This window comes from Pseudomonas sp. zfem004 (genome assembly GCF_032621715.1).
GTDB classification, from domain to species: domain Bacteria; phylum Pseudomonadota; class Gammaproteobacteria; order Pseudomonadales; family Pseudomonadaceae; genus Aquipseudomonas; species Aquipseudomonas sichuanensis.
Map to the genome: position 1 here is coordinate 122270 of NZ_JAVYJF010000010.1, position 26710 is coordinate 148979.

At 60.0% G+C, this 26710-nt stretch carries 29 protein-coding genes and 1 tRNA gene; 11 read left to right on the forward strand and 19 right to left on the reverse strand.

Translation table 11 applies throughout. The features are described 5' to 3' along the window. Positions 1-141: 141 nt before the first annotated feature. Complete coding sequence (locus RTH46_RS13260) at positions 142-714, forward strand: ComF family protein (protein ID WP_153787351.1); 573 nt, start codon at positions 142-144, stop codon at positions 712-714. Positions 715-804: 90 nt separating this feature from the next. Here the strand turns inward: RTH46_RS13260 and RTH46_RS13265 are convergent, their stop codons facing one another. The 3 genes from RTH46_RS13265 to RTH46_RS13275 all read right to left on the reverse strand — a co-directional run bounded on the left by RTH46_RS13265 (position 805) and on the right by RTH46_RS13275 (position 2897). After that, positions 805-2142: an OprD family porin gene (locus RTH46_RS13265; RefSeq protein WP_279847882.1), complete on the reverse strand. Its 1338-nt coding sequence runs from the start codon at positions 2140-2142 to the stop codon at positions 805-807. A gap of 238 nt (positions 2143-2380) precedes the next feature. Continuing rightward, entirely contained in the window at positions 2381-2662 is a 282-nt protein-coding gene (locus RTH46_RS13270) for a type II toxin-antitoxin system RelE/ParE family toxin (protein WP_316905878.1), read from the reverse strand. Further along, on the reverse strand, positions 2652-2897 hold the full coding sequence (locus RTH46_RS13275) for a type II toxin-antitoxin system prevent-host-death family antitoxin (protein ID WP_316905879.1): 246 nt from the start codon (positions 2895-2897) through the stop codon (positions 2652-2654). Before RTH46_RS13275 ends, RTH46_RS13270 begins: the two co-directional genes overlap by 11 nt. A 208-nt stretch (positions 2898-3105) precedes the next feature. Here RTH46_RS13275 and RTH46_RS13280 point away from each other — a divergent pair, with 208 nt between their 5' ends. Continuing rightward, positions 3106-3567, forward strand: a complete 462-nt coding sequence (locus RTH46_RS13280; protein WP_178125828.1) for a PaaI family thioesterase — start codon at positions 3106-3108, stop codon at positions 3565-3567. Positions 3568-3676: 109 nt separating this feature from the next. Then, a complete protein-coding gene (locus RTH46_RS13285; RefSeq protein WP_316905880.1) occupies positions 3677-4000 on the forward strand; it encodes a DUF2790 domain-containing protein in 324 nt (107 codons plus the stop codon). A gap of 2 nt (positions 4001-4002) precedes the next feature. Here the strand turns inward: RTH46_RS13285 and RTH46_RS13290 are convergent, their stop codons facing one another. Then, a complete protein-coding gene (locus RTH46_RS13290; protein WP_279847886.1) occupies positions 4003-4731 on the reverse strand; it encodes a hypothetical protein in 729 nt (242 codons plus the stop codon). Between the two features lie 97 nt (positions 4732-4828). Beyond that, positions 4829-5575 carry a sulfite exporter TauE/SafE family protein gene (locus RTH46_RS13295; RefSeq protein WP_316905881.1) on the reverse strand — a complete coding sequence of 249 codons (747 nt, stop codon included), beginning with the start codon at positions 5573-5575 and terminating at the stop codon, positions 4829-4831. A 238-nt stretch (positions 5576-5813) separates the two neighbouring features. On the opposite strand from RTH46_RS13295, the gene RTH46_RS13300 reads away from it, so the two are divergent. Together RTH46_RS13300 and RTH46_RS13305 are read left to right on the forward strand one after the other, a co-directional pair. Next, positions 5814-9218: an Ig-like domain-containing protein gene (locus RTH46_RS13300; protein WP_316905882.1), complete on the forward strand. Its 3405-nt coding sequence runs from the start codon at positions 5814-5816 to the stop codon at positions 9216-9218. A 135-nt stretch (positions 9219-9353) separates the two neighbouring features. Further along, positions 9354-10319 carry an SCO family protein gene (locus RTH46_RS13305; RefSeq protein ID WP_316905883.1) on the forward strand — a complete coding sequence of 322 codons (966 nt, stop codon included), beginning with the start codon at positions 9354-9356 and terminating at the stop codon, positions 10317-10319. Positions 10320-10321: 2 nt separating this feature from the next. On the opposite strand, the gene RTH46_RS13310 is transcribed toward RTH46_RS13305, so the two are convergent. The 3 genes from RTH46_RS13310 to RTH46_RS13320 form a co-directional block, all read right to left on the reverse strand. Continuing rightward, the gene (locus RTH46_RS13310) at positions 10322-10660 is read right to left on the reverse strand and encodes a hypothetical protein (protein ID WP_316905884.1); all 339 of its coding nucleotides are present in this window, start codon (positions 10658-10660) and stop codon (positions 10322-10324) included. A gap of 858 nt (positions 10661-11518) precedes the next feature. Next, positions 11519-12232 carry a DUF4225 domain-containing protein gene (locus RTH46_RS13315; protein WP_153787468.1) on the reverse strand — a complete coding sequence of 238 codons (714 nt, stop codon included), beginning with the start codon at positions 12230-12232 and terminating at the stop codon, positions 11519-11521. Then, positions 12229-12711, reverse strand: a complete 483-nt coding sequence (locus tag RTH46_RS13320) for an Hcp family type VI secretion system effector (protein ID WP_153787469.1) — start codon at positions 12709-12711, stop codon at positions 12229-12231. Before RTH46_RS13320 ends, RTH46_RS13315 begins: the two co-directional genes overlap by 4 nt. A gap of 220 nt (positions 12712-12931) precedes the next feature. On the opposite strand from RTH46_RS13320, the gene RTH46_RS13325 reads away from it, so the two are divergent. Continuing rightward, positions 12932-14209, forward strand: coding sequence for a bifunctional O-acetylhomoserine aminocarboxypropyltransferase/cysteine synthase (locus tag RTH46_RS13325; RefSeq protein ID WP_316905885.1), 1278 nt, complete (start codon positions 12932-12934; stop codon positions 14207-14209). 64 nt (positions 14210-14273) lie between these two features. Next, positions 14274-15044: a hypothetical protein gene (locus RTH46_RS13330; protein WP_153787471.1), complete on the forward strand. Its 771-nt coding sequence runs from the start codon at positions 14274-14276 to the stop codon at positions 15042-15044. Positions 15045-15122: 78 nt separating this feature from the next. Here RTH46_RS13330 and RTH46_RS13335 read toward each other — a convergent pair whose 3' ends face one another. From RTH46_RS13335 to RTH46_RS13345, 3 genes are all read right to left on the reverse strand, one after another. Continuing rightward, positions 15123-15419, reverse strand: coding sequence for a DUF3077 domain-containing protein (locus RTH46_RS13335; protein ID WP_316905886.1), 297 nt, complete (start codon positions 15417-15419; stop codon positions 15123-15125). Positions 15420-15850: 431 nt separating this feature from the next. After that, positions 15851-16300: a type II toxin-antitoxin system YhaV family toxin gene (locus tag RTH46_RS13340; RefSeq protein ID WP_316905887.1), complete on the reverse strand. Its 450-nt coding sequence runs from the start codon at positions 16298-16300 to the stop codon at positions 15851-15853. A gap of 35 nt (positions 16301-16335) precedes the next feature. After that, the gene (locus RTH46_RS13345) at positions 16336-16545 is read right to left on the reverse strand and encodes a hypothetical protein (protein ID WP_316905888.1); all 210 of its coding nucleotides are present in this window, start codon (positions 16543-16545) and stop codon (positions 16336-16338) included. A 244-nt stretch (positions 16546-16789) separates the two neighbouring features. Between RTH46_RS13345 and RTH46_RS13350 the strand changes: the two genes are divergently transcribed. Both RTH46_RS13350 and RTH46_RS13355 read left to right on the forward strand, forming a co-directional pair. Further along, on the forward strand, positions 16790-17224 hold the full coding sequence (locus RTH46_RS13350) for a YeeE/YedE family protein (protein WP_316905889.1): 435 nt from the start codon (positions 16790-16792) through the stop codon (positions 17222-17224). 2 nt (positions 17225-17226) lie between these two features. After that, the gene (locus RTH46_RS13355) at positions 17227-17646 is read left to right on the forward strand and encodes a DUF6691 family protein (RefSeq protein WP_316905890.1); all 420 of its coding nucleotides are present in this window, start codon (positions 17227-17229) and stop codon (positions 17644-17646) included. 78 nt (positions 17647-17724) lie between these two features. On the opposite strand, the gene RTH46_RS13360 is transcribed toward RTH46_RS13355, so the two are convergent. Both RTH46_RS13360 and RTH46_RS13365 read right to left on the reverse strand, forming a co-directional pair. Then, positions 17725-18036 (reverse strand): DUF3077 domain-containing protein, encoded by a 312-nt coding sequence (locus tag RTH46_RS13360; protein WP_316905891.1) that lies wholly within the window; start codon positions 18034-18036, stop codon positions 17725-17727. A gap of 76 nt (positions 18037-18112) precedes the next feature. After that, positions 18113-18349 (reverse strand): hypothetical protein, encoded by a 237-nt coding sequence (locus RTH46_RS13365; RefSeq protein ID WP_316905892.1) that lies wholly within the window; start codon positions 18347-18349, stop codon positions 18113-18115. Between the two features lie 724 nt (positions 18350-19073). Between RTH46_RS13365 and RTH46_RS13370 the strand changes: the two genes are divergently transcribed. Next, on the forward strand, positions 19074-20234 hold the full coding sequence (locus RTH46_RS13370; protein ID WP_316905893.1) for a ParB N-terminal domain-containing protein: 1161 nt from the start codon (positions 19074-19076) through the stop codon (positions 20232-20234). Further along, positions 20235-21200 carry a hypothetical protein gene (locus tag RTH46_RS13375; RefSeq protein WP_316905894.1) on the forward strand — a complete coding sequence of 322 codons (966 nt, stop codon included), beginning with the start codon at positions 20235-20237 and terminating at the stop codon, positions 21198-21200. A 30-nt stretch (positions 21201-21230) separates the two neighbouring features. Here the strand turns inward: RTH46_RS13375 and RTH46_RS13380 are convergent, their stop codons facing one another. The 6 genes from RTH46_RS13380 to pheS all read right to left on the reverse strand — a co-directional run bounded on the left by RTH46_RS13380 (position 21231) and on the right by pheS (position 26619). After that, on the reverse strand, positions 21231-22229 hold the full coding sequence (locus RTH46_RS13380) for a DNA (cytosine-5-)-methyltransferase (RefSeq protein WP_316905895.1): 999 nt from the start codon (positions 22227-22229) through the stop codon (positions 21231-21233). A 137-nt stretch (positions 22230-22366) separates the two neighbouring features. Further along, a tRNA-Pro gene (locus RTH46_RS13385) sits at positions 22367-22443 on the reverse strand. Between the two features lie 102 nt (positions 22444-22545). Continuing rightward, positions 22546-22902: a MerR family transcriptional regulator gene (locus RTH46_RS13390; RefSeq protein WP_011533210.1), complete on the reverse strand. Its 357-nt coding sequence runs from the start codon at positions 22900-22902 to the stop codon at positions 22546-22548. Continuing rightward, on the reverse strand, positions 22883-23185 hold the full coding sequence (ihfA, locus tag RTH46_RS13395) for an integration host factor subunit alpha (RefSeq protein WP_009394049.1): 303 nt from the start codon (positions 23183-23185) through the stop codon (positions 22883-22885). The genes RTH46_RS13390 and ihfA overlap by 20 nt, the downstream gene beginning before the upstream one ends. 4 nt (positions 23186-23189) lie before the next feature. Further along, positions 23190-25571 carry a phenylalanine--tRNA ligase subunit beta gene (gene pheT / locus RTH46_RS13400; RefSeq protein ID WP_316905896.1) on the reverse strand — a complete coding sequence of 794 codons (2382 nt, stop codon included), beginning with the start codon at positions 25569-25571 and terminating at the stop codon, positions 23190-23192. 31 nt (positions 25572-25602) lie between these two features. Next, positions 25603-26619 (reverse strand): phenylalanine--tRNA ligase subunit alpha, encoded by a 1017-nt coding sequence (pheS, locus tag RTH46_RS13405; protein WP_316905897.1) that lies wholly within the window; start codon positions 26617-26619, stop codon positions 25603-25605. Positions 26620-26710 lie beyond the last annotated feature (91 nt).

A 26710-nucleotide genomic window follows, 5' to 3' on the forward strand; every position in this document is an offset into this window, starting at 1 on the left:
AACGGTAACTACCAGAAAAGGACTACACGCAAAACGGAAAGCATGAAGTCGATTGCACGCAAAGTCGGACGCAAAATGTTTCCGCGAACTACAAGTGCAGCGGACACCCGCCCTATCGACTCATGTACAAGGAAGCGTGCAATGCTGATCCAACCCCTTCCCTCCCATGGCCCCTGGGACCAAGGCATCAGCCTTGACAGGCACACCGTGCTCAGTACCCCCATTGGCCTGAACGCACAGGGTCACATGCAGTTTGAAATCCTGCGCACCGACATCGGCGAGGCGCTGTTCCAACTCAAGTACCGCGACGACTTCCAGCAGGTCGCCTTTCTCGCTCGATCGGTGGCCGCCGCATTGGCCGGGCAACGCTTCGACCTGGTCATCCCGATGCCCGCCAGCAGGCAGCGCCCCTGCCAGCCGGTCCACGAAGTGGCCAGGCAGGTGGCGGTGTTGTTGGGCAGCACCTACAGCGACCAGCTTTTGCTGAAAACCTGGCCCACCGCATTGATGTCCGACCTCGCCAACTATGAACAACGGGCCGAGGCTCTGGCCGGCTGTTTCATCGTCAACGACACCTTGCGCCATAGCGCCGATGTTTTGCTGCTGGACGACCTGGTCGACACCGGCGCCTCGTTGGAGGCGGCCTGCACAGCCCTGCGCGAATGCGCCAGCATTCGCAGCATCTCGCTGGTTGCCCTGACACGCAGGCACTGAGCAGGCAAAAAAAAGGCGCCTCACGGAGGCGCCAAAACATTCACCTGTAACCAAAGGAGCGCGTGGGCTTCTGAAGGTGAATTCGGGTAGTCACAGAATCGACAGCGGGTACTCGACGATCAGCCGCACCTCGTCCAGGTCAGACTCGAACGCCGTGGCCCGGGTGGTGGCCTGGCGCACCCGCAGCGACAGGTCCTTGGCCGCGCCGGTCTGCACCACGTACTTGACCTCGATATCGCGCTCCCAGCGTTTCTGGTCGGTGAGCGGGTCGCCGTTGCCGTCGCGGCGCATGTAGAAGGCGTTGGCATTGCTGTAGTCGGCGTCGCTGCCGCGCCCGTAACGGGTCATGAACGTCAGCCCCGGCACGCCGTAGGCGGCCATGTTCAGGTCGTAGCGCAGCATCCAGGAGCGCTCCTTGGGCGAGTTGAAGTCGCTGTACTGGATGGAGTTGTCGAGGAAGATCGAATCGGACTGGCGCAAATAGTCGAAATCATCGTCGCCGTTGTTGCGCTGGTGGCTGAGCGCCAGGGTATGGGCGCCGTAGCGCACGCCGAGCTTGGCGCTCCAGATATCGTTGTCGAACTGGCCGAGGCGCTGGCGGCCTTCATCCTTGGCGTTGTAGAAATTGAAACCGCCGATCAGCGCCAGCTCGTCGCTAAGCGGCCAGGTCACGCTGGTGCCGGCGTAGTACTGGTTCCACACATCCTTCAGGCGGCTACCGAACAGGCTGACGCTGACGTAGTCATTGATCGCGTAGTCGCCACCGCCGTAGGCAATCCAAGGCGAATCCACCGGGCCGCCGTAGAAGGTCACGAAGTTGTCGCGCAGGTCGCTGGACACCGGCTGGCTCATGGCATGCAAGCGCCCGCCCTGCAGGGTCAGGCCCTTGAGGCTGGTGTTCTCCACGGTCACGCCACGAAAGCTCTCCGGCAGCAGGCGCGAGTCACCGGCGGCCACCACCGGGTTGGCCGGGAACACATCACCCACCCGCAGCACGGTGTCGTACAGGCGCAACTTGGCGGCGCCGCCGACCTTGCTGTATTCGTCCCGGGCCTGGCCGTCGCGATCCACCGGCAGCACATCGAACGAGCTGCGCCCGCCATTGCGCCCACCGCCGGTGTCGAGCTTCAGCCCGAGCATGGCGAAGGCATCCAGCCCCACGCCCACGGTGCCTTCGGTGAAGCCGGACTCGAAACGAGTGATGATGGCGTGGGCCCAGGCCTCGGAGTAGCCGTTGGCGCTGGCCTTGCCGCTGTTGTAGGTCGGCGCCGGGCCGTCGCGGTGGTCACGGTTGAAGTAGAAGTTGCGGTTGAGCACATTCAGGCGGCTGCCTTCGATAAACCCCTCCTGCTGCGCGTCGCCGGCCCAGGCGGCGGGGCCGGCCATTGCCACCAGGGCGGCCAGGGAAAGTGTCGGACCGTTTCTCATGCGATGCTCCTTCGCTGCGGCTGTTGTAGTTGTACGGCCTCGGCGCTGGAGCGTCCCTGGTCTGGCCAGATGCGCGTGCACCCAGCCCCTTCGGCCAAGGCTGATGCTCGCTGCTGGCTGATAACGGCAAGGTGATGGGCGGATTACAATTGCGTCATGCGCGCTGGCGCCCGGCATTGGGTTGCAGGGCTGGCAGGTACTTGAGGTGGGCGAGGCTTGCGGGACAGGAGGGCTTGATTCACCGCTTCAGAGCAGAGCGATAGGCTGCCGCACGCTCGCGCTTGCCTACCGCCACCACCAGCACAACGACTCGCTGATCCTCTACCCGATAGACCAGTCGATAACCTGAGGACTTGAGTTTGATCTTGTAGTGGTTGGGCAAGTCGCGCATCGCGTCCGCTGGCACACTGGGCAGTACCAGCCGCTCACGTAGCTTCTTCTTGGCTTGCTCACGCACGGTATGGCCGAGCTTCTCCCACTCCTTCAACGCAGAGGGCAGAAACTCGAGCTTATAGGTCATCCAGCTCTACCGGCACGCCCTTCTCGTGCGCACGTGCTTTGACCAGCTCTACCAGTTCGATGTCTTCCAGTTGCTCCATCATCGCCTCATAGAGTTCGGCGGGCACCATGTAGCCCATGACGCGATTATGATTGAGCACTGCCACCGGCTGCCCCTGTGCACCTGCCATGACTGCCGTGGGATTCTTCTTCAATTCTGAGACGCTGACAGTGATGTCGGCGAAGATGTTCTGCATGATCAAGCCCTCAATGAAGGGCTAGATTTTGGTCTTTATTTAGGGCTCATTCAAGTCGTATGGGTCGCTTTCCATTTTCAGCAAACCACGCTTTGGGCCCGCCACAATGACGCAGCCTCTCTCCCCCGTCACCTGGCATTTCTACCAGTAGACACGCGACAACCTCTCCCGAAACATGCCAGCTGCCGCACTGAAGGGAGTGCCCGCCATGCAAAGCGCCACGTTGTTCTGGAAGGTTGCCAATGGCGACCATCCCTGCCCGCATGCGTCTTCGCTGCTGGGCTGGGAGTTCATCTTCTATGAGCCGGACAAGCGCCAGGTGCGGGTGCGCTTTCATGCCTCGACTGCGTTGACCACGCCGCTGCAGTGCATCCACGGCGGCATGCTCGGGGCCATGCTGGATGACTGCATGGGCGCTGCGGTGCTGGCCGCCCTCGGCCCTGAAGAGGTGGCGCTGAGTGCCAGGCTGGAAACCCGCTTGCTGGCCCCGGCCCTGCCGGGCCACCTGGCCGGTGTGGCCAGAGTCACCCGCCGCACCGGCAAACTGCACTACACCAGCGGTGAACTGCACGCCGAAGACGGTACGCTGCTGGCGACCGCCAAGGCCTGCTACAAGGTCATCCCCCTGCCGCCGGGTGGGGTCTTGCAGGGCACCGTCGAGCCGGGCTGACGCCCTTGCAGTGCCATACCTTGCGCATCTGTAACCCTGGCGTCATGCCCCTGTTGGCTGGTGCTGGATAGCCTGGGCTTCGAAACCGCACCCCTTTCGGAGGCCCACCATGCTACGACTGACCCTGAGCGCCGCGTTGCTGGCGCTGTCCCTCTCGGCCCAGGCCACAGGTTTTACCACCCGGCCCAACGAGCAACTGCTGGAGGACCACCAGCAAGCCGTGGCCGCCTACGCGGCAGAGCGCGCCAAGCCCATACCGGAGATCGTCGACTACCGCTACGGCATGCGCCTGGACGTTGCCCGCCTGGTGCGTCAGTCGGCCGACCCGCGCGACTGCAACGTCGTGCCCCGCCTGATGACCTACGAGGACAGCCAGGGCACCCTGCGCACCGTGCGCTACGTAATGCAGTCGCAGTGCATCAATAACAAGTGACCTCAGGCCCTGACGCGCCCACGTTTTACCAGGCTGCGATAGCCCAGCCATAGCACAGCCAAGAGCAACGCCCCCAGCAGCACCATCAGCTCAACGCTGTAGCGTGCCACCAGCGCCGCAAAGCCGAGCACTTCGCGGTACACCCGGATATCGGCGCTGCCGTCGGCATGCCGGATGCTGATGCCGCCCTGGCGGACCTGCGAGTAGTCGGTGTCGAAATACACCCATATCCGGCTCTCGCCCGCCGCTTCGATACTGGGGATTTCGATAAGGTTGGTGGGCGCTTCCAGCAGGGTGTCGTTGCCAGCGGCGTCGCGAATCTGCACCAGGCCCTTGGCCGGCAGGCGGATCTGCACGGCCTGCAGCGGGCGCTGCCGGTGGTTGAACAGTTCGATCAGCAGCCCGGTGCGGTGGTCCACCAGCCCCGCCTCGAAAGGTTTGGCGAACAGTTGCAGGTACGGCGCCTGGGCCAGCTCCACCAGCTTGTCGACCTGCGGGTCAGCGAGTGTACCGTTGCCGATCTGGCGGACGAGCCCATGCAGGCGCTCGTACTTGAGCAACGCGTTGGCCGTGCTGATACGTTCGCTGAACTGGCCCGGGTAGGTCAGGTGGGCGTAGGTCAGGCGCGCTTCGAGGCGGCCGTCGTCGCGCAGCAGGGCGTAGAGCGCGGTGGCGGTAACCGCGACGAGCAGCAGGCCCACGAGGGTTTTACCGACTTTTTCCCAGCTCACCTTGGGGTTCCTTGTACTGCGGGGTTGGCGACAGGCAATGGCCGGCAAGGGTGCCAAGAAGCGGAGGCCGGGGCAAGGCATCTTTGTCCTGGCTGGCTCAGACTCTGCCCAGCAACCCCGGCACCGCCACCACCAGCATCGCCACCCCGGACAGGGTCAGCAGCCCCAGCACGATCCGGCGAAACGCCAACTCGCTGATGCCCAGGTACAAGCGCGTGCCGAACAGGGTTGGCAGCGCCATCGCCAGCGCCACCACGGCAAATGACGGTAGCAGCGCCGCCGTCACTAGCCCGCTGCCGATGTAGGTGAGCAGGGTCACCGCCAGCATCGACAGGTTGAAGTTCTGGATCACCGCGCGCTGGGTGTCGCGCTCGAAGCCGCGCAAGGTGCACCACAGTGTCGGCACGGTGCCGGTGAAGCCGCCGATACCGCCCAGTACACCCCCGACCATGCCCACCGCGCCATCGGCCAGGCGCCCGCCGCGCAACCTGGGCAGGCGCGGCGCCAGCAGCATCAGCGGGCACCACAGCACCAGCAGGCTGCCGAATACCGCCTTGAACCACAACATGTCCAGGTACGGCAGCACCCAAACTCCCAGCGGAATGCCAGCCAGGCCGCCGAGCACGAAGGGCCACAGCAGGCCCCAGCTGAACCCCCGGCGCACACTGAACACGGCGATCAGCTGGCCGCTGAGGCTGCCGAACACGGTCAGCACCGCCGCCGCCTGGGGTTCCAGGCCCCAGGCCCAGAACGACATGGCCACCATACCGAAGGCAAAGCCCGACAGGCCTTGGACGAAACCGGCGACGACAGCGCCGAGGGCGATCAGTAACAGCGGGTCCATGAACACTCCGTAAAGGTGAGCTGTGGGGCAGCATTCCCCACCCATCAGTGGGTGACTATCCCCAGGTTTGCGGCAAAGCCTGAGCGTATCGCGTTCGCATCTCTTGCAACATCTTGAAATATCTGGCCCTTGGCCACATTGCCTTTGGCACAGCCGTTGCTCATCCCACCTACAGGGCACGGCGCCACCCCCGAGGGTGGGCAACAGATGCCCGTTGCACAACACGGGGCATACCGCAATGAAGAAACCAGCAGCAACATCCCTGCAGATGTTCAGGTTGTCCTCGATCACGGCGTTGCTGCTCAGCTTCGGGCTGGTGGGCGCGGTTGCCGGGTCGCTGGACGACGTAAGCCAGCCACCACCTACCGATCCTTCCGCCTACAGCGACCCACCCGCCGACCCAGTGGCGGCAGCGGCGGCCCTTGAAGCGCTGAAAAGCATGCCCGAAGCCAACCAAGGCTCGCTGGAGCTGACCAACGGGGTTTACGGCGACCGCGCCACGGTAACCACCGACAACGTGCTGCAGCCGGCGCAGCAGACATCACGCAAGTACCCCACCAACGGCAAGCCCAGCCCATTGTTCGGCGCCGAGCCGTTCACCCAGCAACTGCTGCTGTTCGAAGAATTCGGCCCGGAAAAACTCGACCCGGCCACCCCGCCCTACCAACTGACGTTCCCGCCACCCATCCTCGGCCCGGCCCCCGCCCAGGACCCTAACATCGTGGCCCGCAGCAGCCCCAACGGCAACGCCCTGGAAGCCTTCCTCACGCAACCTGGGCTGACGCCGTTCCCGTCGCAGTATGCCAACGTGCTTGACCGCAACCCCTGGAAGGCGCAGATCGAGATGTTCCTCAACCGTAATTCGGTAGGCTCGCCCGCCGAAGGCCGCCCGCCAGGAAAGGGCTGGTCGCACCAGCGCTGGAACGAGTTCTACCCGCAGGCCGCGTTCAAGACCGCGCAGGCCGGCGCGCGTATCAACCAGGGCCTGCGTGACCGCAAGCAGTTGCACGGCTACAGCAAGGGCGAGTTCGGCCCCGGCGGCCTGTACTACCAGACCTCGGATATCCCCACCACCCTGGGTACCACCAAGGGCATCGACACGCGCTTTCACCCGAAGATGCCGCTGCAGAACCACAAGGCGCTGTGGACCTTCGACGGCACCTTCCCGGTCAAGCTGCTGATGGTGCGCTACGGCCAGCCGGTGCTGATGCGCCACTACAACGCGCTGCCGATCGACCCGTCGGCCAACTACGGCTTCGGCCTGCACACCATTTCCACCCACGAACACAACGGCCACTCGCCGGCTGAAAGCGACGGCTTCGCCAACGCCTACTTCTTCCCCGGCCAGTACTACGACTACCGCTGGCCGATCCAGCTGGCCGGCTACGACACCATCAACACCCGCGCCCAGGACCCACGCGCCGCCTTCCCCTGCTCGCCCGGCGAAACCCTGTTCGTCAATGACAGCTCACCGGGCCTGAAGACCTGCGAGAACGGCAGCATCAAGATCCGCGGCGACTGGCGCGAAACCATGAGCACCCACTGGTTCCACGACCACATGCTCGATTTCACCGCGCAGAACGTCTACAAGGGCAACGCGGTGATGATGAACTACTACTCGGCCATCGACCGTGGCAACGAAGCCCTGCAGGACGGCGTCAACCTGCGCTTCCCCAGCGGCAGCGCGATGCCCTGGGGCAACCGCGACTACGACGTCAACCTGGTGATCGCCGACAAGGCCTGGGATGCCAACGGCCAGCTGTGGTTCAACCCGTTCAACACCGATGGCTTCCTGGGTGACCAGATCCTGGTCAACTGGCAGTACCAACCCAAGCTGAAAGTGCGCGCGCGCAGTTACCGCTTCCGCCTGCTCAACGGCTCGGTGTCGCGCTACTTCAAGTTCGCCATCGTGCGTGAGGTGGCCGGCAACACCGGCGAGTTCAAGGGCCCGAGCGGCTCCAACCTGTCGTACAACCGTGTGCCGTTCCACATGATCGCCAACGACGGCAACATCATGGAACACGCCGTGCCGTTCGACGGCAGCATGGACCTCAACGGCGACGGCGACCGCCAGGACAACAACGCCATCCTGCCGCTGCAGGGCATCGCCGAGCGCTACGACATCATCGTCAACTTCGCCAAGAACGGCATCAAGGCCGGTGACAAGCTGTACTTCGTCAACCTGATGGAGCATGAAACCGGCAAAGGGCCGAAACAGCCGATTGCCCTGGCCGACGTGCTGTCGGGCAAGTACAAGCCCGTGATCAAGCAGACCAGCAACGGCCCCGAATGGGACGGCGGCGACCCGGCGGTGGGCAAGTTCCTGCAACTGCTGGTGCAGCCCTACAGCGGCCAGGACGTGAGCATGGACCCGGCCCTGTATGAACCGGCCAAGCCTGGCAAGGCCGCAGGGCTGGTGATGATCCCGCTGAGCATCAACCCCGGCGACGCCGCCGACCAGGCCAAGATCAAGGCTGCGCGCCACCGCGAGTTCATCTTCGGCCGCTCGGACGGCACCGACAGCACGCCCTGGACCATCAAGACCGACGGCGGCTTCGGCTACAGCATGGACCCACGGCGTATCAGCGCCGCTCCGCAATTGGCCAACGAGGCCACCGACGCGGGCTTCAGCGGCGATGGCACACTCGAGGTATGGAAGATCAAGAACGGCGGCAACGGCTGGAGCCACCCGGTGCACGTGCACTTCGAGGAAGGCGTGATCCTCAGCCGCGACGGCAAGGCGCCGCCGGAATGGGAGAAGTGGGCGCGCAAGGACGTGTACCGCATCGGCCCGGACAAAGACTCGTCCGAGGAAGTGGAAATGGCCATCCGCTTCCGCGAGTTCGCCGGCACCTACATGGAGCACTGCCACAACACCCAGCATGAAGACACCTCGATGCTGCTGCGCTGGGACATCGAGCACCCTGGCCAGTTCCAGCTGATGCCAACGCCGCTGCCCGGCTGGGATGGCGTGCAATACGTCAACTCCGCCGCACTGCCGACCTTCCGCAAGGCCGACGGCGACGGTGGTGGCAATGACGACCCCGACAACAAACCGCCCGTGGCGGTGAACGACAGCGCCGCCACCAGTGCCGGCAAGCCGATCGTGCTCAACGTGCTGGCCAACGACACCGACCCCGACGGCAACCTGCCGCTGACGGTCAGTGGCCTGGCCCAGCCCGACTCGGGCATGGGCGCGGTGAGCAGCAACGGCACCCAGGTGACCTATACCCCGCCGGACACTGTCGCCACCCCGTTCACCGCCAGCTTCACCTACCTGGCGCGTGATGCCAAAGGCCTGGAGTCGCTGGCCCCGGCCACGGTGAGCATCGCCGTATCGCCCGCCGTGCAGGCCGACACGGTGGTGGTCAGCAGCGCCAGCGTGCAACTGCGCAGCAACAACCGCTGGACCTGGGAAATCGCCGGCACCACCAGCGTGGCCAGTGGCAACAGCATCCGCGTCAGCACCAACACCACCAGCGGCCCGCTCGACCTGGGCCTGGCGACACTGACCGTGAGTGGTACCGGGGCACGCTGGAAGCTGTCGGTGACCACCACTGGCAGCGGCCCGGCCTCGCCACCGACGGTGACCGTGAAGTCGGCGCTGGGGCAGACCGTGACTGCGCCGTTGAGCATCAAGTGAAGTAAAAACCGTGGGAGCGGGCTTGCCCCGCGATGACGCCGGCCCAGGCAACAGCGTTGCCCAGGCACGGCCCATCGCGGGGCAAGCCCGCTCCCACGAGCCCAGGCCTTGTCACACACCCAAGAGGGTAAGACCATGCCCCGCACCTGGCGCCTGCTGCTGCCCCTGCTGATCATCCTCAGCCTGCCCTGCACCCTGCCCCCAACCAGCGCCAGCGCTGACCCCGACACCCCTTGGGGTGCCAACTACTTCCCCAACATCCCCCTGCTGACCCAGGACGGCAAACAGGTAAGGTTCTTCGACGACCTGATCAAGGACAAAGTGGTCGCCATCAATTTCATCTTCACCGGCTGCGGCGACTCCTGCCCGGTGGAAACCGCGCGCCTGCGCCAGGTGCAGAAGCTCTTGGGCGAACGCGTCGGCCAGGACATCTTCTTCTACTCGATCAGCATCGACCCCTATAACGACACCCCCACCACCCTCAAGCGCTACGCCGAAAAATTCTCCATCGGCCCGGGCTGGACCCTGCTCACCGGCGAGGCCGCCGACATCGAACAGCTGCGCCGCAGCCTCGGCCTGTACATCGAAGGGCTGGAGAACGGCCGCAGCAAAGACCACAACCTGAGCCTGATCATCGGCAACCAAAGCACCGGCCGCTGGATGAAAGCCTCGCCCTTCGAAAGCCCGTACATCCTCGCCGACCGCCTGGCCAACAGCCTGCACAACTGGAAGACCGCCAGCGTGCAGAACCTCGACTACACCCAGGCGCCCGAGATCCGCACGCCCAGTGCCGGCGAGCAACTGTTCCGCACCCGCTGCTCATCGTGCCACACCGTGGGCGAGGCCGAACGCGGTGCCACCGGCGGGATTGGGCCGGACCTGCTGGGGGTGACCCGCCAGCGCGACGAAGCCTGGCTGAAACGCTGGCTGATGGTGCCGGACCAGATGCTGGCCGAAAAAGACCCGCTAGCCATGCTGCTGTACCAGCAGTACAACCAGCTGGCGATGCCCAACATGCGGTTGGGGGAGACGGAGGTGGCGGCGTTGCTGACGTACTTGGAGGAAGAGACGACGCGGGTTCAGGGGGTGGTGGGGCGATAGGGTCAGGGTTCGCCGTGGCGCTTGAAGGTGGGGTCCCATTTGCGGCGTAAGCGGATGGGGGAAGGGGTCAGCCCAGGGATGATCCAAAGGTGGTGCAGAATCATCGGGATCGACAACCAGACGATCCAGGGGTGTTCATGAACGGTCTCGACGGGGAGGCCGAATCGTCCATATTCACCGGGAAAGACATGGAAGAAGTAAAAAACCGCGAAGCCAATGTTGTAGAACGAACCGAGTACCGATTTGCCCTCGGTCAGATTGATTCCGGAAAAAAAGAACCAGAAAAGCATTGACGATGACAGGCTCCAGCACACGACAAGAAAAAACGTCAAGGCAGTCATAAGCACCCCACGGCGTTACCTCAAAATATCCATGTCTCTTTTCCAACGGAAGCAATTCACATTATTCTTCCGGAATTGTGCAACAAAATGAAGCACGGCAAATACGCAAGCAAACCAGAATACTTGAGGGTGACGCTCAATTATGTCGGGCCGTTGATAGACATAAAAATATTTATCCAGAGCACCCACCGAACAATGCATGAACGCCAGAATAACATTATAGAAAATCACAGCACCATGCCTCGTATCTTCCTCGCCTCGCTTTGTTACGCAGCACCTTAGAAACCGTGACCCCGCAAGTGCTGCAAAAGAGAAAACAACATAAAACCATAGCATCGCACAATCATCATCAGGCCTTACAAATTACAACCAATCATCCCAGCCGCGTTGAATCAGCCCTACCCTTGGATAAGCCAGAAAAACAGCGAGCATTATTTATTGCCACAATGCCGTATAGGTGAATGAGCATGAATACGAGGGCCAACCCCTCAGCTATCCCATACACCAAAATCCAGCGTGCCGACTTCATTACCCATGAATTCGCAGTAGCGCTTCACTTTTTTCTGAACCATTTCTTTGGCTCCCACTGCACGGGAAATGCAAAGCTGTGCATCCACATACCAACAATGCACCACCACCCAACAGCAGGGTTTTCATATCTAAAGTCAGGCATATACCCAATAAACAATAGATAGGACCGCTCCATAATCCTCATGTAATAAGTTGAAAAAAATATATTGAAAACCACGCACAACCAAAAAGTCACCCATCTGAAATTCGCTCCAGAAAACCTATACCTAAGCGTATACGCAATCACCACCCCGACAACCACGCAGCATCCGAACAACCAGGAAATCATTACTTCTGAATCTCCACCCAGATCAGCTCCCCATTCATGACGTTCACACCAAGCTCTAAGCCTATAGCTCCTGCCCCCAAATTTTTGTACGCAGGAACCATATCAGACCTGATGTACTTAAAAAGCCTCCAAGCATTTCGACCAACAACGAGCGTAGTCAACCCAAAACCAGACAACGCCATATCCGTAGCGGCATACACGACATTCCCATGCGAAGCCTTCCCTCCCAGCGCCTTGGCTACTTCCTGATAACCCTTTCTCAATGGACCTACCGTATCGGTTCTTCCCTGAAAAATATTTCGACCATTTTCATAAACTGCATTGATCCCATGCTGCATGAGTGCAATACCCCCCAAAGCACACGCAACCCCTGCGGTCAGCTTGCATACTGCGACACCGCCTGCAATCTGTATTACTCCGGCCGCCAACCCTGCCACCAGTTTTGAATATTGAAAAAACTGATCAGCCAACTCGGCATGTTCTTTCCTTATTTGAATCAGCCCTTGCTCCGGCGTTCTCCTCCCGGTCCGAACATCCTCCACAATGCCCTTCCCGACATACGCCATTTCCTGCGTAAACTGCAGCCGCAACATCCCATCATCCAGGCACCGCGCGGCAACTTCGCAGGCATATTGCGTCAGCCGCGCCGCGGCATGGCTGACCTCCCAGAAGTCGTCGTCCCACGGCACGTCATGCTCGCTACGCCCGCTCATTCCTCGCCCCAGGTTGCATACCCGGTTGTTCCGGCCACATGGTGCACCCAGGAGATATCCCGATAGCGCAGCGCCAGATACTCTTGCGGCTCCTGCTCGTTGAGCAGGACGGCGTGGGGCATGGCGACGTTCTGCTGGACGATCACCGCCCCGCCGAGTCTCACCGAGTAGTATTTTTCCTGGAGGCCCGCAGCGCTCGTGCGGAAGAACTGAATGTCGCATTCGACCCGCTCGCCGCTGTCCAGCGCCTGGGCCAGAAGCGGGGTGGCCTTGTCGACGAACTTGGTGAGGTAGACGGGACGGTGCAGCGCGCGCTGCGTGTTGTCGGCATGGGTGAGGCCATGGTCGAAAGCCAGCACCATGATTTCGTCCCTATGCCCCAGTTGGCACTTGTTGCCGATTGAGTCCTGGGTGGAGCAGCCCGCCGAGATCAGCCCCTGAAGCGAACCTTTGATCGACATATATCCGTGATAAGCCATGTTACGAACTTCCTGTAAAAGGCTCGCAATCTAATGGCGCACAGTGCGGCTGTATGTCGGACGCGTCCGAAAATACGCCACTAAGAAGTTACCAAGTACGACAGACATACTGGGCGCACTCTGTCACCGCTTGGGCAAAACTGCCTGCCAGACGGCTTGACCCTCACAGGCGTCGCGCTCCATGCTCAGCCGCTTCCACCCACGCTCAAGGAACGACTGCATGAAGCTGGAAACACTCGCCATCCACGCGGGCTTCAGCCCCGACCCGACCACCCGGGCCGTGGCCGTGCCGATCTACCAGACCACCTCGTTCGCCTTCGACGACACCCAGCATGGCGCCGACCTGTTCGACCTGAAGGTGGCCGGCAATATCTACTCGCGCATCATGAACCCCACCAACGACGTGCTCGAGCAGCGCATGGCCGCCCTCGAAGGCGGGGTCGGCGCGCTGGCCGTGGCTTCGGGCATGGCCGCCATCACTTACGCCATCCAGACCGTCGCCGAGGCCGGCGACAACATCGTCTCGGTGGCCAAGCTGTACGGCGGCACCTACAACCTGCTGGCTCACACCCTGCCGCGCATGGGCATCACCACCCGCTTTGCCGCCCATGACGACATCGCCGCCCTCGAAGCGCTGATCGACGAACGCACCAAGGCGGTGTTCTGCGAGTCCATCGGCAACCCCGCCGGCAATATCGTCGACATCGCCGCCCTGGCCGCCGCCGCCCACCGCCACGGCGTGCCGCTGATCGTCGACAACACCGTGGCCACGCCGATCCTGTGCCGCCCGTTCGAGCACGGCGCCGACATCGTGGTGCACTCACTGACCAAATACATCGGCGGCCACGGCACCAGCATCGGCGGCATCGTCATCGACTCGGGCAAGTTCCCCTGGGCCGAGCACAAGGCACGCTTCGCCCTGCTCAACACCCCCGATGCCTCCTACCACGGCGTGACCTACACCGAAGCCTTCGGCCCCGCCGCGTTCATCGGCCGCTGCCGCGTGGTGCCGCTGCGCAACACCGGTGCGGCGCTGTCGCCGTTCAATGCCTTCCTGATCCTGCAAGGCCTGGAAACCCTGGCCCTGCGCATGGAGCGCCACACCGAGAACGCGCTCAAGGTTGCCCACTACCTGCAAGGGCACGAGCAAGTGGCGTGGGTGAAATACGCCGGCCTGCCCGACCACCCCGAGCATGAGTTGGCCCAGCGCTATACCGGCGGCAAGCCGGCCTCGATCCTGTCGTTCGGCATCCAGGGCGGCCAGGCCGCAGGGGCTCGCTTCATCGACGCGCTGCAGCTGGTGGTGCGCCTGGTGAACATCGGTGATGCCAAGTCGCTGGCCTGCCACCCCGCCTCCACCACCCACCGCCAGCTCAACGACGAAGAGCTGGAAAAGGCCGGCGTGCCACGGGACATGGTGCGCTTGTCGATCGGCATCGAGCACAGCGACGACATCATTGCCGACCTGGCCCAGGCGCTGGAGGCCAGCCGCGGCTGATCCATCCGCGCCCCACCCAATGCCGACGGCGGGCGCACCCTTGGCAACAGCGGATACCCACGTAATGACCCTGTTCTACCTGAAACTCATCGTCACGCCGCTACTGATGTGGGCCGTGTCCCTCGCCTCGCGGCGCTGGGGCGGCCTGCTCGGCGGCTTGCTGTCCGGCCTGCCGATCACCTCGGCGCTGGTGATGACCTTCCTGTGCCTTGAGCAAGGCACGGCGTTCGTCCTCGGCGCGGTGCCCGGCGCCCTCGGCGGCCTGGCGGCGGTGCAGGCCACCTACGCCGTCTACCTGTACAGCACCCGCCGCTTCGGCATTGCCTGCGCCGCGCCGCTGGCGATGCTGTGTTATGGCGTGGCGGCCTACGCCTTCACCCATTGGGGCGGCCTGCCCCTGTCGATTGCCGTGGCCCTGCTGCTGATCGCCGTGCTGATCCGCGCCAGTGGCCGCGAAACCAGGCCCGACGGCCTCGCCCAACCCCGCCACCGCTATTGGGAAATCCCCCTGCGCATGGTGTCCGCCACCGGCCTGCTGATGATCACCACCAGCCTGGCCAGCTGGCTCGGGCCTGCCGCCAGCGGGATGCTGGCGCCGATCCCGGTGATCGCCTGGCCGTTGGTGGTGTTTGCCCACGTGCAAAGCGGGCGCGCCGGGATGGCGATGATGGTGCGCGGCAATGCGATTGGCGCGGTGGGGGTGATTGCGTTTTACCTGATCGTGGCCGGGTTGCTGGAGCGCATCGGCATTGCTGCAACCATGGGGCTGGCCGTAGTGGTGGCGGTTGTGCTGACCGTGGCGTTGGCGACGGTACTGCGGCGGCGCGGGGCTTGATCCAATCGGGCCGGTTGCGCACATGAAAATGCCGCTCCCGGTGCTCCGGAAGCGGCTTTGTCGTTCAACTGTCGAGCCTCATTTGTCGCCTTGCTGTTTGATCAAGGGCAGCTGCCCCTCGATCATGACCCTGGCCAGGCCGCTGAGGTAGTAGGTCGCCCGCATCAACGTCTGTGCCTCGCGCGGCTTGGCCAGTGCCTGCTGGGTAAGCCCGGTGACGCAGCCCAGGATGACTGCAGCCTCTTCCAGCACCTCACGCGTCTGCAGCCCTGGCATGGCCTGCACCCAGTGGCGTGTTGGCATCTGCTTGCCGCGATGGGCTAGTGCGATGACGTTCAGTTTTTGCAGCTCCTTAGATTGCTCTTCCTTGTCCATGCGCTACCCCCTGTCAACGACGGCAACGGCCGCGACCGGCCACCCGCCCAGTGGAAAAAAAGAGCCCGCCGCGTCTCCCCCTCCAGAACCTCCGGGCCATTGCGCACGATCCTTGTGCAGTTTTTTGCTGACCTGAAGACCCGGCCAACCCCGGACGGTGAAACACGACGAGCAGGGCGAGACTAGTCGTGCAGACTCACCATCTCAACAGGCTAAGGCTTGAAAAAGGGCTGTTGGGAAATGGACTACATGAATAGCAGAAGAAATCCTGTAGGACCTACGAGATCAGCTTGCATCACCGTGCGTATTAGCCCCCTTGCACAGGCGCTGGCCACCCCGTGGAAACGGTTTGAGGCCAATGGTACCGAGACGTGGGTTTTGCATGTGGCTTCTGCTGACTTCTGCAGCGCTGAGCGTTGATTCAGAACCGCTCAGTTGTACTCAGGTACTGGGGAGGAAGCCTGGAGAAGGTCGGCAAAAGTATCGGGCATTGCGCCTTTCTTGAGCATCGCCTTGAAAACCGCATAGACATCAGTACGAGCGCCAGCCTTGCGTAGGGTCGCCTCGTCGTTCAGCCATGCGTAGATGATGCTTTTGGGAATGTCGCCTCGGTACTGGAAGAAAAGGCGATAGCGGTTGGGCAGCCCGGCTTTGACCCTACGCCAGTGCCGACAGTCCTTACCCAGAGTGTTGCCTTGAACGTAAGCCTTCACACCTGGATCTGCCGGTACGCGCTCCATGATAGAGGCATCGACTTTTTCCAGAAGCTTGTAATGGGGATGGTTATGGAATCCGTCAGGATCATCGGCTGCCAGACATTCAGCCTCGACAATCAATGCTTCAAAACGGCTGAGAAAAGCGGATGACCAAGCAGTGCCCATTCGTTGACTACCGTAATCATCCCCGGCTGCATCACTCAACCTTCAAGCAGCTCGGTACGCTCGCGATTCGCTTGCGCCTTGGCCCGAAGGTGACCCATACGATTCAGCAACGCTGACGGGATGGGCTCGATCCTTTCCGGATGCTCTGAGATGTCAGCATGCACAAGCTCAAGAAAGGCTTTTTTGGCCTCCTGCGCTTCGCGCTCGGCGGCCAGGAAAGCCACCTTGACCCTTGACTTGGACATGTTTTGCTCCTTTTCTCGCCCCTGCGACAGCTACCGCATGTGTGGCCTGACGAAGGCAATAATACAGCAGAAGCAAACATGCGGACCCTGGGCGAGCCCATCGTTACAGGTTTCAGAACGGTACTACAATCCCGGCCCGCGGATGACCGAGTTCGGCAGCTAACGGTTAGCTCTTTTGGCACAGGCTCTTGTGCCCGCGCAGGCCTATATTTTGAGCAGAACTTCTGTTGGCGGGAGCTGCAGCATGAACATCGATTGGGTCAACTTCACACCTTGGGCGTCCTTGGCCGGAGGCGTCTTGATCGGCCTGGCCGCCAGCCTGTTCATCCTGGCGAATGGCCGTATCGCCGGCATCAGTGGCCTGCTTGGCAGCCTGATCCAGAGCGATGGTGAGGGCCGCAGCGAGAAGGCACTGTTCCTGCTCGGCCTGGTGCTGGCGCCGGTGCTGTGGGGACTGTTTAGCGTATTGCCCAAGGTCGAGGTCCACGCCGGGTGGCCGGCGTTGGTGATTGCCGGCCTGCTGGTCGGTGTGGGCACCCGCTACGCCGCGGGTTGCACCAGTGGCCATGGCGTCTGTGGCGTGTCCAGGTTGTCGCCGAGGTCGATGCTGGCCACCTTGTGCTTCATGGCGACCGGATTTGCCACGGTGTATGTCATCCGCCATCTGCTGGGGGCTTGAACATGCGCAAGTTCACGGCTTTTCTCGCAGGGTTGATCTTTGGCTTCGGTCTGCTGCTGGGGAGCCTGACCAATCCCGCGAAGGTGCTGGCGTTTCTCGATTTAGCCGGGGCCTGGGACCCCAGCCTGGCGCTGGTGATGGCAGGCGCCATCGCGGTGGCAGCGGCCCCGCTGAACTGGGCGCGCACGCGCAAGCAGTCCTTGCTCGGTGCACCCATGCAGTTGCCGGTGAAGCGCACGCTGGATGCCCGCTTGATTGGCGGCAGCCTGGTGTTTGGCGTGGGCTGGGGGATTGCCGGGTTCTGCCCTGGGCCGGTGGTGGCGTTGGTGTCTACGGGGCGGTGGCAGGTTTTGCTGTTCGTGTTGGCGATGCTGACTGGCATGTTTCTGTTTACCAAGCTTGAGAGCCGACGCGGCAATTGAACGGTTCATCGATTTCCGGCACGCCACCACAGGGCAGTCATGTCGCCCGAAGACAGCTTCGGGCGTGTTGCTTGTGCTCTATTCGCCCCGCAAGGCTGGGGCCATCAAGCCGTGGTTCGCATCCTGGACCAGCGCCTTGGCCATGCCGCTGAGGTAGTGCATCGCCGTCAGTAGCGTGGGCAGGTGATCCGTTTCCACCATCGCCAGGTCACTGATCTTGTGCACCGCACACATCAGCACGGTCGCCTGCTCCACCGCATGGTCCAGCGGATGCCCCGCCACTACGCGGAACAGTGGGTCTTGCACACCAGCCTCCCCGCCTTCGCCGAAATGGCCGACGCCGGTGGTGGTGAGTTCCTTGATGCGTGGGGGTTGCGATTCCTTATCCATACCACTCCTCCTGCGGCCCCGCGAACGGCGCGGGGCCTGATCGGTGAACATCTAGGGCGAGTACGAGTTCGCCAGGTCAGTGTTGGGATTGCACGCGGCTTAGCGCCACTTCCACCAGGGTGTGGGCGCCTTCGATTTCATGGATGGCGGCGAGGGTCAGGACCTGGGCTGGAGGGTTGGTGTGGAGCAGGATGGACTGCTGGCTGACGGTTAGGGCGCAGACTAGGTATTCGGAGATTTGGACCAGGAGGTCTTCTAGGGTTTGGGAGGTGTATTTGTTGTGGTGGGGTGGGTCGGGGACTATTTTCAGCATGGTAGAGCTCCTATTTTCAAATGGAGCTACCGTTCTCTGCTGTCAAACAGAAAGGTGGCAGCTGTACGCGGGTTGACAGACCGGGAAAATAGGAAACCGGCGCACCGAGGTGCCCCACGTACAGCCACCATAGACGGCCGTGCACGCGCGTTACTATCTTCCCGGTCTGTCAAAACCGGTCGCTGAGTTGGTAGCGACTTGGCGAGACTAGATGGGTGATGCAGCTGCTGCAACGGGCTGTAAGGGGGTGGGAGTATGTTTCGGAAACGGACTACATAGAAGAGGGAAAATCTTATTAGCCCATCCATTGAGCTGTAACAAGATACTTCCTGAATGATTTTCACTCTCAAATGATGCCGCAGCAATTCTGATTCTATAGTGCCATCTTGCGCGGCCACCCAGTCGCTGATAGCTTACCATGAAGATGGCTAAAGGCCACAATGCAGACTCTATCCGCTGGAGGTAATATGGATGTTATAACTGTAATAAACTACAAAGGCGGAGTTGGTAAAACCACGTGTAGCCTCCAATATTGCAGCAGAGTAAAAATGGCCTTTCTGTTCGCTCAAAAGAATAAAATCCCGAGCAACTTTTAATAGCACAACCAGCCAATCAATTGCTGCGCCAAAATAGCATAGCAGTTTTAAATAGCGCACCACCTGGAAATCCCACGACAAAAAAGCTATACTCCAGACTTTTCATTATCAGACGGCAGAAACTACTCATGTCGCAACGCAAACAGAAGCAAGTGCTCTCCATACCAGAAGCCCCCATTAAATACATTGCACTCAACGAACTCAAACTTGACAGTAAAAACCCTCGATTTGGCGTCGCAAAGGGAGGCAGGGCAAATCAGAATGACATCCTTGACTTTATAGTTGAAAACTTCGGAATTGAGGATGTAATCAGCTCACTTGCTTACAACGGCTACTTCTCAGCAGAGCCCTTAATTGCTCGACATGAAGCCGATGGAAGCTACACAGTAGTAGAAGGTAACCGACGGCTTTCGGCATGTTTAGTTCTAGCAGGAGATGACCGCGCCAGCAACCAGGCACGCCGATTTTCTGACATATTAGAAAATAAAAAGAGTACGTGGACAAAGGAAACCACAGTCCCAGTACATGTGTTCGAGACTGGTGACAACTCTCTAAACCTGAATGCATATCTTGGCGTGCGCCACATCATGTCGGCAAAAGCATGGGACTCCTATGCAAAGGCATCATGGATTGATGACGTGGTCTCTTCCGGACAAATGACACTTCAGCAAATTGCCGAAGTAACTGGCGACAAAAACAGAACAATTCAAAGACTGCTGGAAGGCTACTACTTCATAAATCAACTAAAAGATGAAGGGAAGTTTATTCCAAGTGACAGCTTACGAAAAGGGCGTGGTAGCAACCCAGACTTCCCATTTTCTTGGATCTATACTTTCTTGGACTACAGCCAGGTCAGAAGTTACTTGGGGCTAAGTGAATTTGACCCTACGAATAGGACACCTATTCCTAAAGGCAAAACGGCCGACTCCGCGGCCGCTATCAGCTATATGTTTGGCGATCGTAGCAAAGCCCGGAACGGTTTGATCGCGGACTCTAGACAATTGGGAGCATTAGCTAGCGCAATTGCAGATCCGAATAAGCGCGAACTCTTACGCGCAGGTAAAACAGTAGATCAAATCGAAGCTCTTTCAAAGTCCCCCATCGATCAGTTTGCTTCATCTATGATTGAGGCTGAAAATGCGATTGCAAGCGCTCTAAAAATCGTGTCCGAAGGGAAGTTAGACAAAAACGATGCGATCCATATGATTGGCAAGACTCGAGATGTAGCTCAGCTTAGTGCCAATCTTTTCAAATCTCTGCGCGAAATGGACAGCCCGGATTTTCTCTAAATGAAGCATCTTCAAGATACATATCGATGGGATCAAAGAGGTATTTTATTCAAGCCCGCGACCAACGCTGACGAGGCGGAACTTAATGCAATCAAGCGCGGCACCACACCAATAGATATTGGCGTAGCTGATGATATAATTGCCGACGAGCATCACTCTGATTTACCAGACCATGGGTACACATGGCGAGACGAAGAGTTTGCTTTAGATATGATCACGGGCCCTGTAATCCAGGAAATCGACAGGCGCATTAAGCTTGGTGGCAACTCATATCCATTCACTCGAAACGGCAATGCATTAACATATAATGAAAGTAAAACCTTAGCTTATGAGTTCTGTTTAGTAACTACAATCCAGAAAGACATAAGTTCATCGCCCTACAATCAGCTCCCCATATTATTCGAGCTTATGGTTACCGAAGTTGCTAAATGCTACTTGGGAGCATCAGCCGAAGGAATTAGAACAGGAGCCCCTTCTCACGATCCTATCGAAAGACCTAAAAATTTCAAAAAGCTCTTTGAGAGAGTTAATGATTTGACTCTCGGTGAGTTTCAATGGCTGCCCACAGTTCACCTAGAAGACGGCGAGTCTCCGAACGCTCCAAAAGACGAGGGGCTAGACTTCATTGTTTGGAAACCGTTTGGTGACTTCCGAAACGGCCAACTATTTATTTTAGGTCAGTGTGCATGTGGCGATGACTGGGACACTAAGTTTTCCGACCTTCAGGAGGAGAGACTCCAGAGATGGATCAACCCTGTCACCTACGCTAAATTTTTACGAGCTTTCTCCGTACCACATCACATTCCTGGGCACGCCATATTCAACGACGTATGTCGACGCGCCGGGATCACTTTTGATCGTCTAAGAATCGCAAAAATCTCTGAAGACAATCATGAGCATTTTAAAGAAAAATTTGACTCCAAAATATCAGACGCAATCAATCTCGTAGTAAAGCGGTATGTATAAAAAAGGCCAGCTTTAATGCTGGCCTTTTTATTAGTCCCAGATATTTGGCAAAGCTCCTGCCACGGCATGAAATAGCGGTGGAGGCACCGCATTACCAATAACTCGATATTTGTGCCGTAGCATATTGTGAGAAAAGTCTGCCTTTGCCCCTGTAATAGATTCTGGAAAAATCATATCCCCGCCATGAGAAGTATATGCAGGCATGAAACCCTGCAACCGCGCTGCTTCTCTATAGGAGAACCTACGAGCCGGGGCTTCACTCTCGAAAACCCACTTATCAGTATTTATTCGAAGGAGTGATGGACTAATCGGATGCAAAGGCATATGTCGCATATGACTGACGATGGTTTTACTTACCTCTGACCAATCTCTTCGCCGATTTCTCGAAAGATAGTACCAATGGAATGGATCATCACAGAACTCTCCTTCTGGCCAGTCTGGCAAACCGTCTAAAGCATTAGCGATGGTGAAATATGGTGTATCGGTAAGAGGGCCATGAGTAGGCCCTGGAAAAACAAATGGAATATTAAAATCTTTCCTAATACCCACTATAACCAAGCGCTTTCTTTCTTGCGCCACACCGAACTCATGTGCATTGAGCTGCATCCAATGAACGTCATAACCGTGACGCCCTGCTTCAGAGAACTGTTTTAACTGGTCCTCCAATAGATGCCTATAGGTGCTTCTCCTCAGACCAGATACATTTTCTGCAATAAATGCTTTGGGTTGAATCAAATTTAATGCACGCGCAAACTCTAAATACAGCGTATTAATTTTTCTATTTGCTATCCGCGCACCACCCTGACTAAACCCCTGGCAGGGGTAGCATCCAACTAGTAACTCAGCAGCTGGAAAATTGGCAATAGTTTGGACATCTCCAACTCTGTAGTCGGTCTCTGGGAAATTGGCTAAATAAACATCATGGGCGTACGCCAGGACGTCGTTTGCCATAATGACATCAAAACCGGCAGCTATCACACCGGCATCTGACCCACCACATCCCGAGAATAATGAGACCGCTGTTGGCATGAACCCCCCCCTACATGAGCGCTTGAATTATACGACGCTCAAGCACACATCGCACATATCTGCCTTGAGAATCCGCACGGCCCTAAGCCGCAAAAAATAAAAAAGCTCAGCCGCGTAACGGCTGAGCTTTTTGAATATGGTCGGGACGGAGTGATTCGAACACTCGACCCCTTGCACCCCATGCAAGTGCGCTACCGGGCTGCGCTACGCCCCGACAAGGCGATTCTCAATGTTGCCGAGAACGAGAAGAAATGTACCCTAACCTTTTGATTAATGAAAGCTTTTTTTCAAAAATTTCCATTCATCGGCAAACGGGTCACTTCTTCAACACCACCAACACATCCTCCAACTCGGCAATCATCTGCCGAATCAACTGCTTGTACTGGCTGGATTCATCCTTGACCTCATCACTGGAGAGCCGCAACCGCGCCCCGCCAATGGTAAAGCCCTGGTCATACAGCAAAGCGCGGATCTGGCGGATCATCAGCACGTCTTGGCGCTGATAATACCGCCGGTTACCACGACGCTTCACCGGGTTGAGCTGCGGGAATTCCTGCTCCCAGTAGCGCAGCACGTGCGGTTTTACCGCACAGAGCTCGCTGACTTCACCGATGGTGAAGTAGCGTTTGCCCGGGATGGGGGGCAGCTCGTCGTTATGGCTTGGTTCCAGCATAGGCCTCTACCCGGGCTTTCAGCTTCTGCCCTGGACGAAAGGTGACGACGCGGCGCGCGGTGATCGGGATCTCTTCCCCGGTTTTGGGGTTGCGGCCCGGCCGCTGGCGTTTGTCGCGAAGGTCGAAGTTGCCGAAACCGGACAACTTGACCTGCTCGTTGTCTTCAAGCGCGTGCCGAATTTCTTCGAAAAACAGCTCGACCAGCTCCTTGGCCTCTCGCTTGTTGAGCCCCAGCTCCTCGTACAGCCTTTCGGCCATCTCAGCTTTCGTCAGAGCACCCATGCCGTTATTTCCTTAACGTGGTGTTCAACCTTTGTTCGAGCGAGGTGAGGATATTTTGCAGGGTTTCGTTCACCTCATCGTCGTTAAGAGTGCGCGATGGATGTTGCCAGGTCAAGCCGACGGCCAGGCTTTTTCTATCAGGATCAATGCCTTTACCCTGGTAGACGTCAAACAGCCTGAGGTCTGTGAGCCATTCGCCGGCATTGTCACGAATTACTTCAAGCACCGAACTGGAAGCTACATCACGGCCTGCGATCAGGGCCAGGTCACGGCGGGTTTCCGGGAACTTGGACAGTTCGCTGAACTTCGGCAGGCGGCCTTCCACTACATCGCCGAGCACCAGCTCAAAGACGTAGACGGGGCGGTCGAGGCCGAGGGTCTTGGCCAGTTCCGGGTGGATGGCGCCGAGGTAGCCGACTTCCTTGCCGTCGCGTTCGATGCGGGCGGTCTGGCCTGGGTGCAGGGCTGGGTGCTTGCCGGCGACGAAGCTGAAGTCGCTCAGGGCGCCCGAGTAGCCCAGCAGGGCTTCCACGTCGGCTTTCACGTCGAAGAAGTCGATGCCGTCACGGCCGTTGGCCCAGCCTTCGGGCAGGCGGCTGCCGGTGACGACGCCGGCGATCATCGGCTGCTGCTTGAGGTCGCCGAGCTGGCCGACGAAGCGCAGGCCGCTTTCGAACAGGCGCACGCGGTCTTGCTGGCGGTTGAGGTTGTGCTGCATCGCCTTGACCAGGCCCGGCCACAGCGAGGCGCGCATGGCGGCCATGTCGTTGGAGATCGGGTTGGCCAGCACCAGTGGCTCGACGCCAGGGGTGAACAGCTCGAACAGTTTCGGGTCGATGAAGCTGTAGGTGATGGCTTCCTGGTAGCCGCGGGCGACCAGCAGGCGACGCAGGTTCGGCAGCTCGCCGCGGGTCTCTGGCTTGCCCTTGGGCGCCAGGCGCGCCTGCGGGTAGCGGACCGGCAGGTTGTTGTAGCCGTACAGGCGGGCCAGCTCTTCGATCAGGTCGACTTCCAGGCTGATGTCGAAGCGGTGGCTTGGGACAGTTACGGTCCAGTGCCCTGCCCCATTGGCGCTGGTTTTCAGCTCCAGGGCGTTGAGCAGCTGCTCGACCTGGGCGGCGTCCATCTGCATGCCGAGCATCTGGGTGATGCGCTCGTCGCGCAGGGTGATCGGCGCGATGTTCGGCAGGTGCTGTTCGCTGACGGCTTCGACGATCGGGCCGGCTTCACCGCCGACGATCTCCAGCAGCAGCGCGGTGGCGCGCTCCATGGCTTCGCGGGCCAGTTGCGAATCGACGCCGCGCTCGTAGCGGTGCGAGGCGTCGGTGTGCAGGCCGTAGGAACGGGCCTTGCCGGCGACGGAGATCGGCTCGAAGAAGGCGCTTTCGAGGAACAGGTCGCGGGTCTTCTCGGTGTTGACGCCGCTGTGCTCGCCACCCATCACGCCGGCAATGGCCAGGGCGCGAGTGTGGTCGGCGATCACCAGGGTGTCGGCGCGCAGGGCAACTTCCTGGCCGTCCAGCAGGACCAGCTTCTCGCCCTCCTCGGCCATGCGCACGCGGATGCCGCCGTTGATTTCGGCGAGGTCGAAGGCGTGCATCGGCTGGCCGAGTTCGAGCATCACGTAGTTGGTGATGTCGACGGCGGCGTCGATGCTGCGCACGTCGCTGCGGCGCAGGCGTTCGACCATCCACAGCGGGGTCGGCTTGCTCAGGTCGACGTTGCGGATGACGCGGCCCAGGTAACGTGGGCAGGCCGCCGGGGCACTGACTTCCACCGAGCGCACTTCGTCGTGGGCAGCGGGGACAGCCGGTACTACCGGGCGGGTGACCGGCACGTCGTACAGGGCGCTGACGTCGCGGGCCAGGCCGGCCAGGGACAGGCAGTCGCCGCGGTTCGGGGTCAGGCCGATTTCGATGCTGGCGTCGTCGAGGTTCAGGTACTGGCGAATGTCCTGGCCAACCGGGGCGTCAGCGGCCAGTTCCAGCAGGCCGTCGTTCTCTTCGCTGATCTGCAGCTCAGAAGCCGAGCACAGCATGCCGAAGGACTCGACGCCGCGCAGCTTGGCTTTCTTGATCTTGAAGTCGCCCGGCAGCTCGGCGCCGATCATGGCGAACGGGATCTTGATGCCTGGGCGGGCGTTGGGGGCGCCGCAGACTACCTGGAAGGTTTCTGCGCCGTTGCTTACCTGGCACACGCGCAGTTTGTCGGCGTCCGGGTGTTGTTCGGTGGCGAGGATCTCACCCACCACGATGCCGCTGAACTGGCCGGCAGCGGGGGTCACGCTGTCGACTTCGAGGCCGGCCATGGACAGGCGGGCAACCAGTTCGTCACGGGAGACTTGCGGGTTTACCCAACCGCGCAGCCACTGTTCACTGAATTTCATGCTGTTCTCCTAGAATTTGCGTCGATTGGGCCTAGCGGAATTGCGCCAGGAACCGCAGGTCGTTGTCGAAGAACAGACGCAAATCGTTGACGCCATAGCGCAGCATGGCCAGGCGCTCGGCGCCCATGCCGAAGGCGAAGCCCTGGAATTCTTCCGGGTCGATGCCGGACATGCGCAGCACGCTCGGGTGGACCATGCCGCAGCCCATCACTTCCAGCCAGCCGGTCTGCTTGCACACGCGGCAGCCTTTGCCGGAGCACATCACGCACTGGATATCCACTTCGGCGCTCGGCTCGGTGAAGGGGAAGAACGACGGGCGGAAGCGCACGGCCAGTTCTTTCTCGAAGAACACCCGCAGGAACTCTTCGATGGTGCCCTTGAGGTCGGCAAAGTTGATATCGCGGTCGATTAGCAGGCCTTCGACCTGGTGGAACATCGGCGAATGGGTGATATCCGAGTCGCAGCGGTAGACGCGGCCCGGGCAGACAATGCGGATCGGCGGTTGGCTCGATTCCATGGTACGCACCTGCACCGGCGAGGTGTGGGTACGCAGCAGCATGTTGGCATTGAAATAGAAGGTGTCGTGCATCGCCCGGGCCGGGTGGTGGCCGGGGATGTTGAGCGCTTCGAAGTTGTGGTAGTCGTCTTCGACCTCGGGGCCTTCGGCGATGCCGTAGCCGATGTGGGTGAAGAACTGCTCGATGCGCTCGAGGGTACGGGTGATCGGGTGCAACCCGCCGGTGGTCTGGCCACGGCCTGGCAGGGTGACGTCGATGCATTCGGCGGCCAGGCGAGCGTTGAGCTCGGCCTCTTCAAAGGCGGCCTTGCGTGCGTTGAGCACGTCGGTGACGCGTTCCTTGGCGTCGTTGATCAGCGCGCCAACCTTGGGGCGCTCCTCGGCTGGCAGGTTGCCCAGGGTCTTCATCACCTGGGTCAGCTCGCCTTTCTTGCCGAGGAATTGGACCCGGATCTGTTCCAGGGTTGTGATGTCTTCAGCGCGTTCCACGACCTCAAGGGCTTGGGCAACCAGCGCGTCCAGGTTTTCCATGTACAGACTCCAGATACGAAAATAGGGGAAGAGCTTTTGAAGGCTCTTCCCCTATCGATGACGTTTTACACCCGACGGCGCAGGGCGCCGG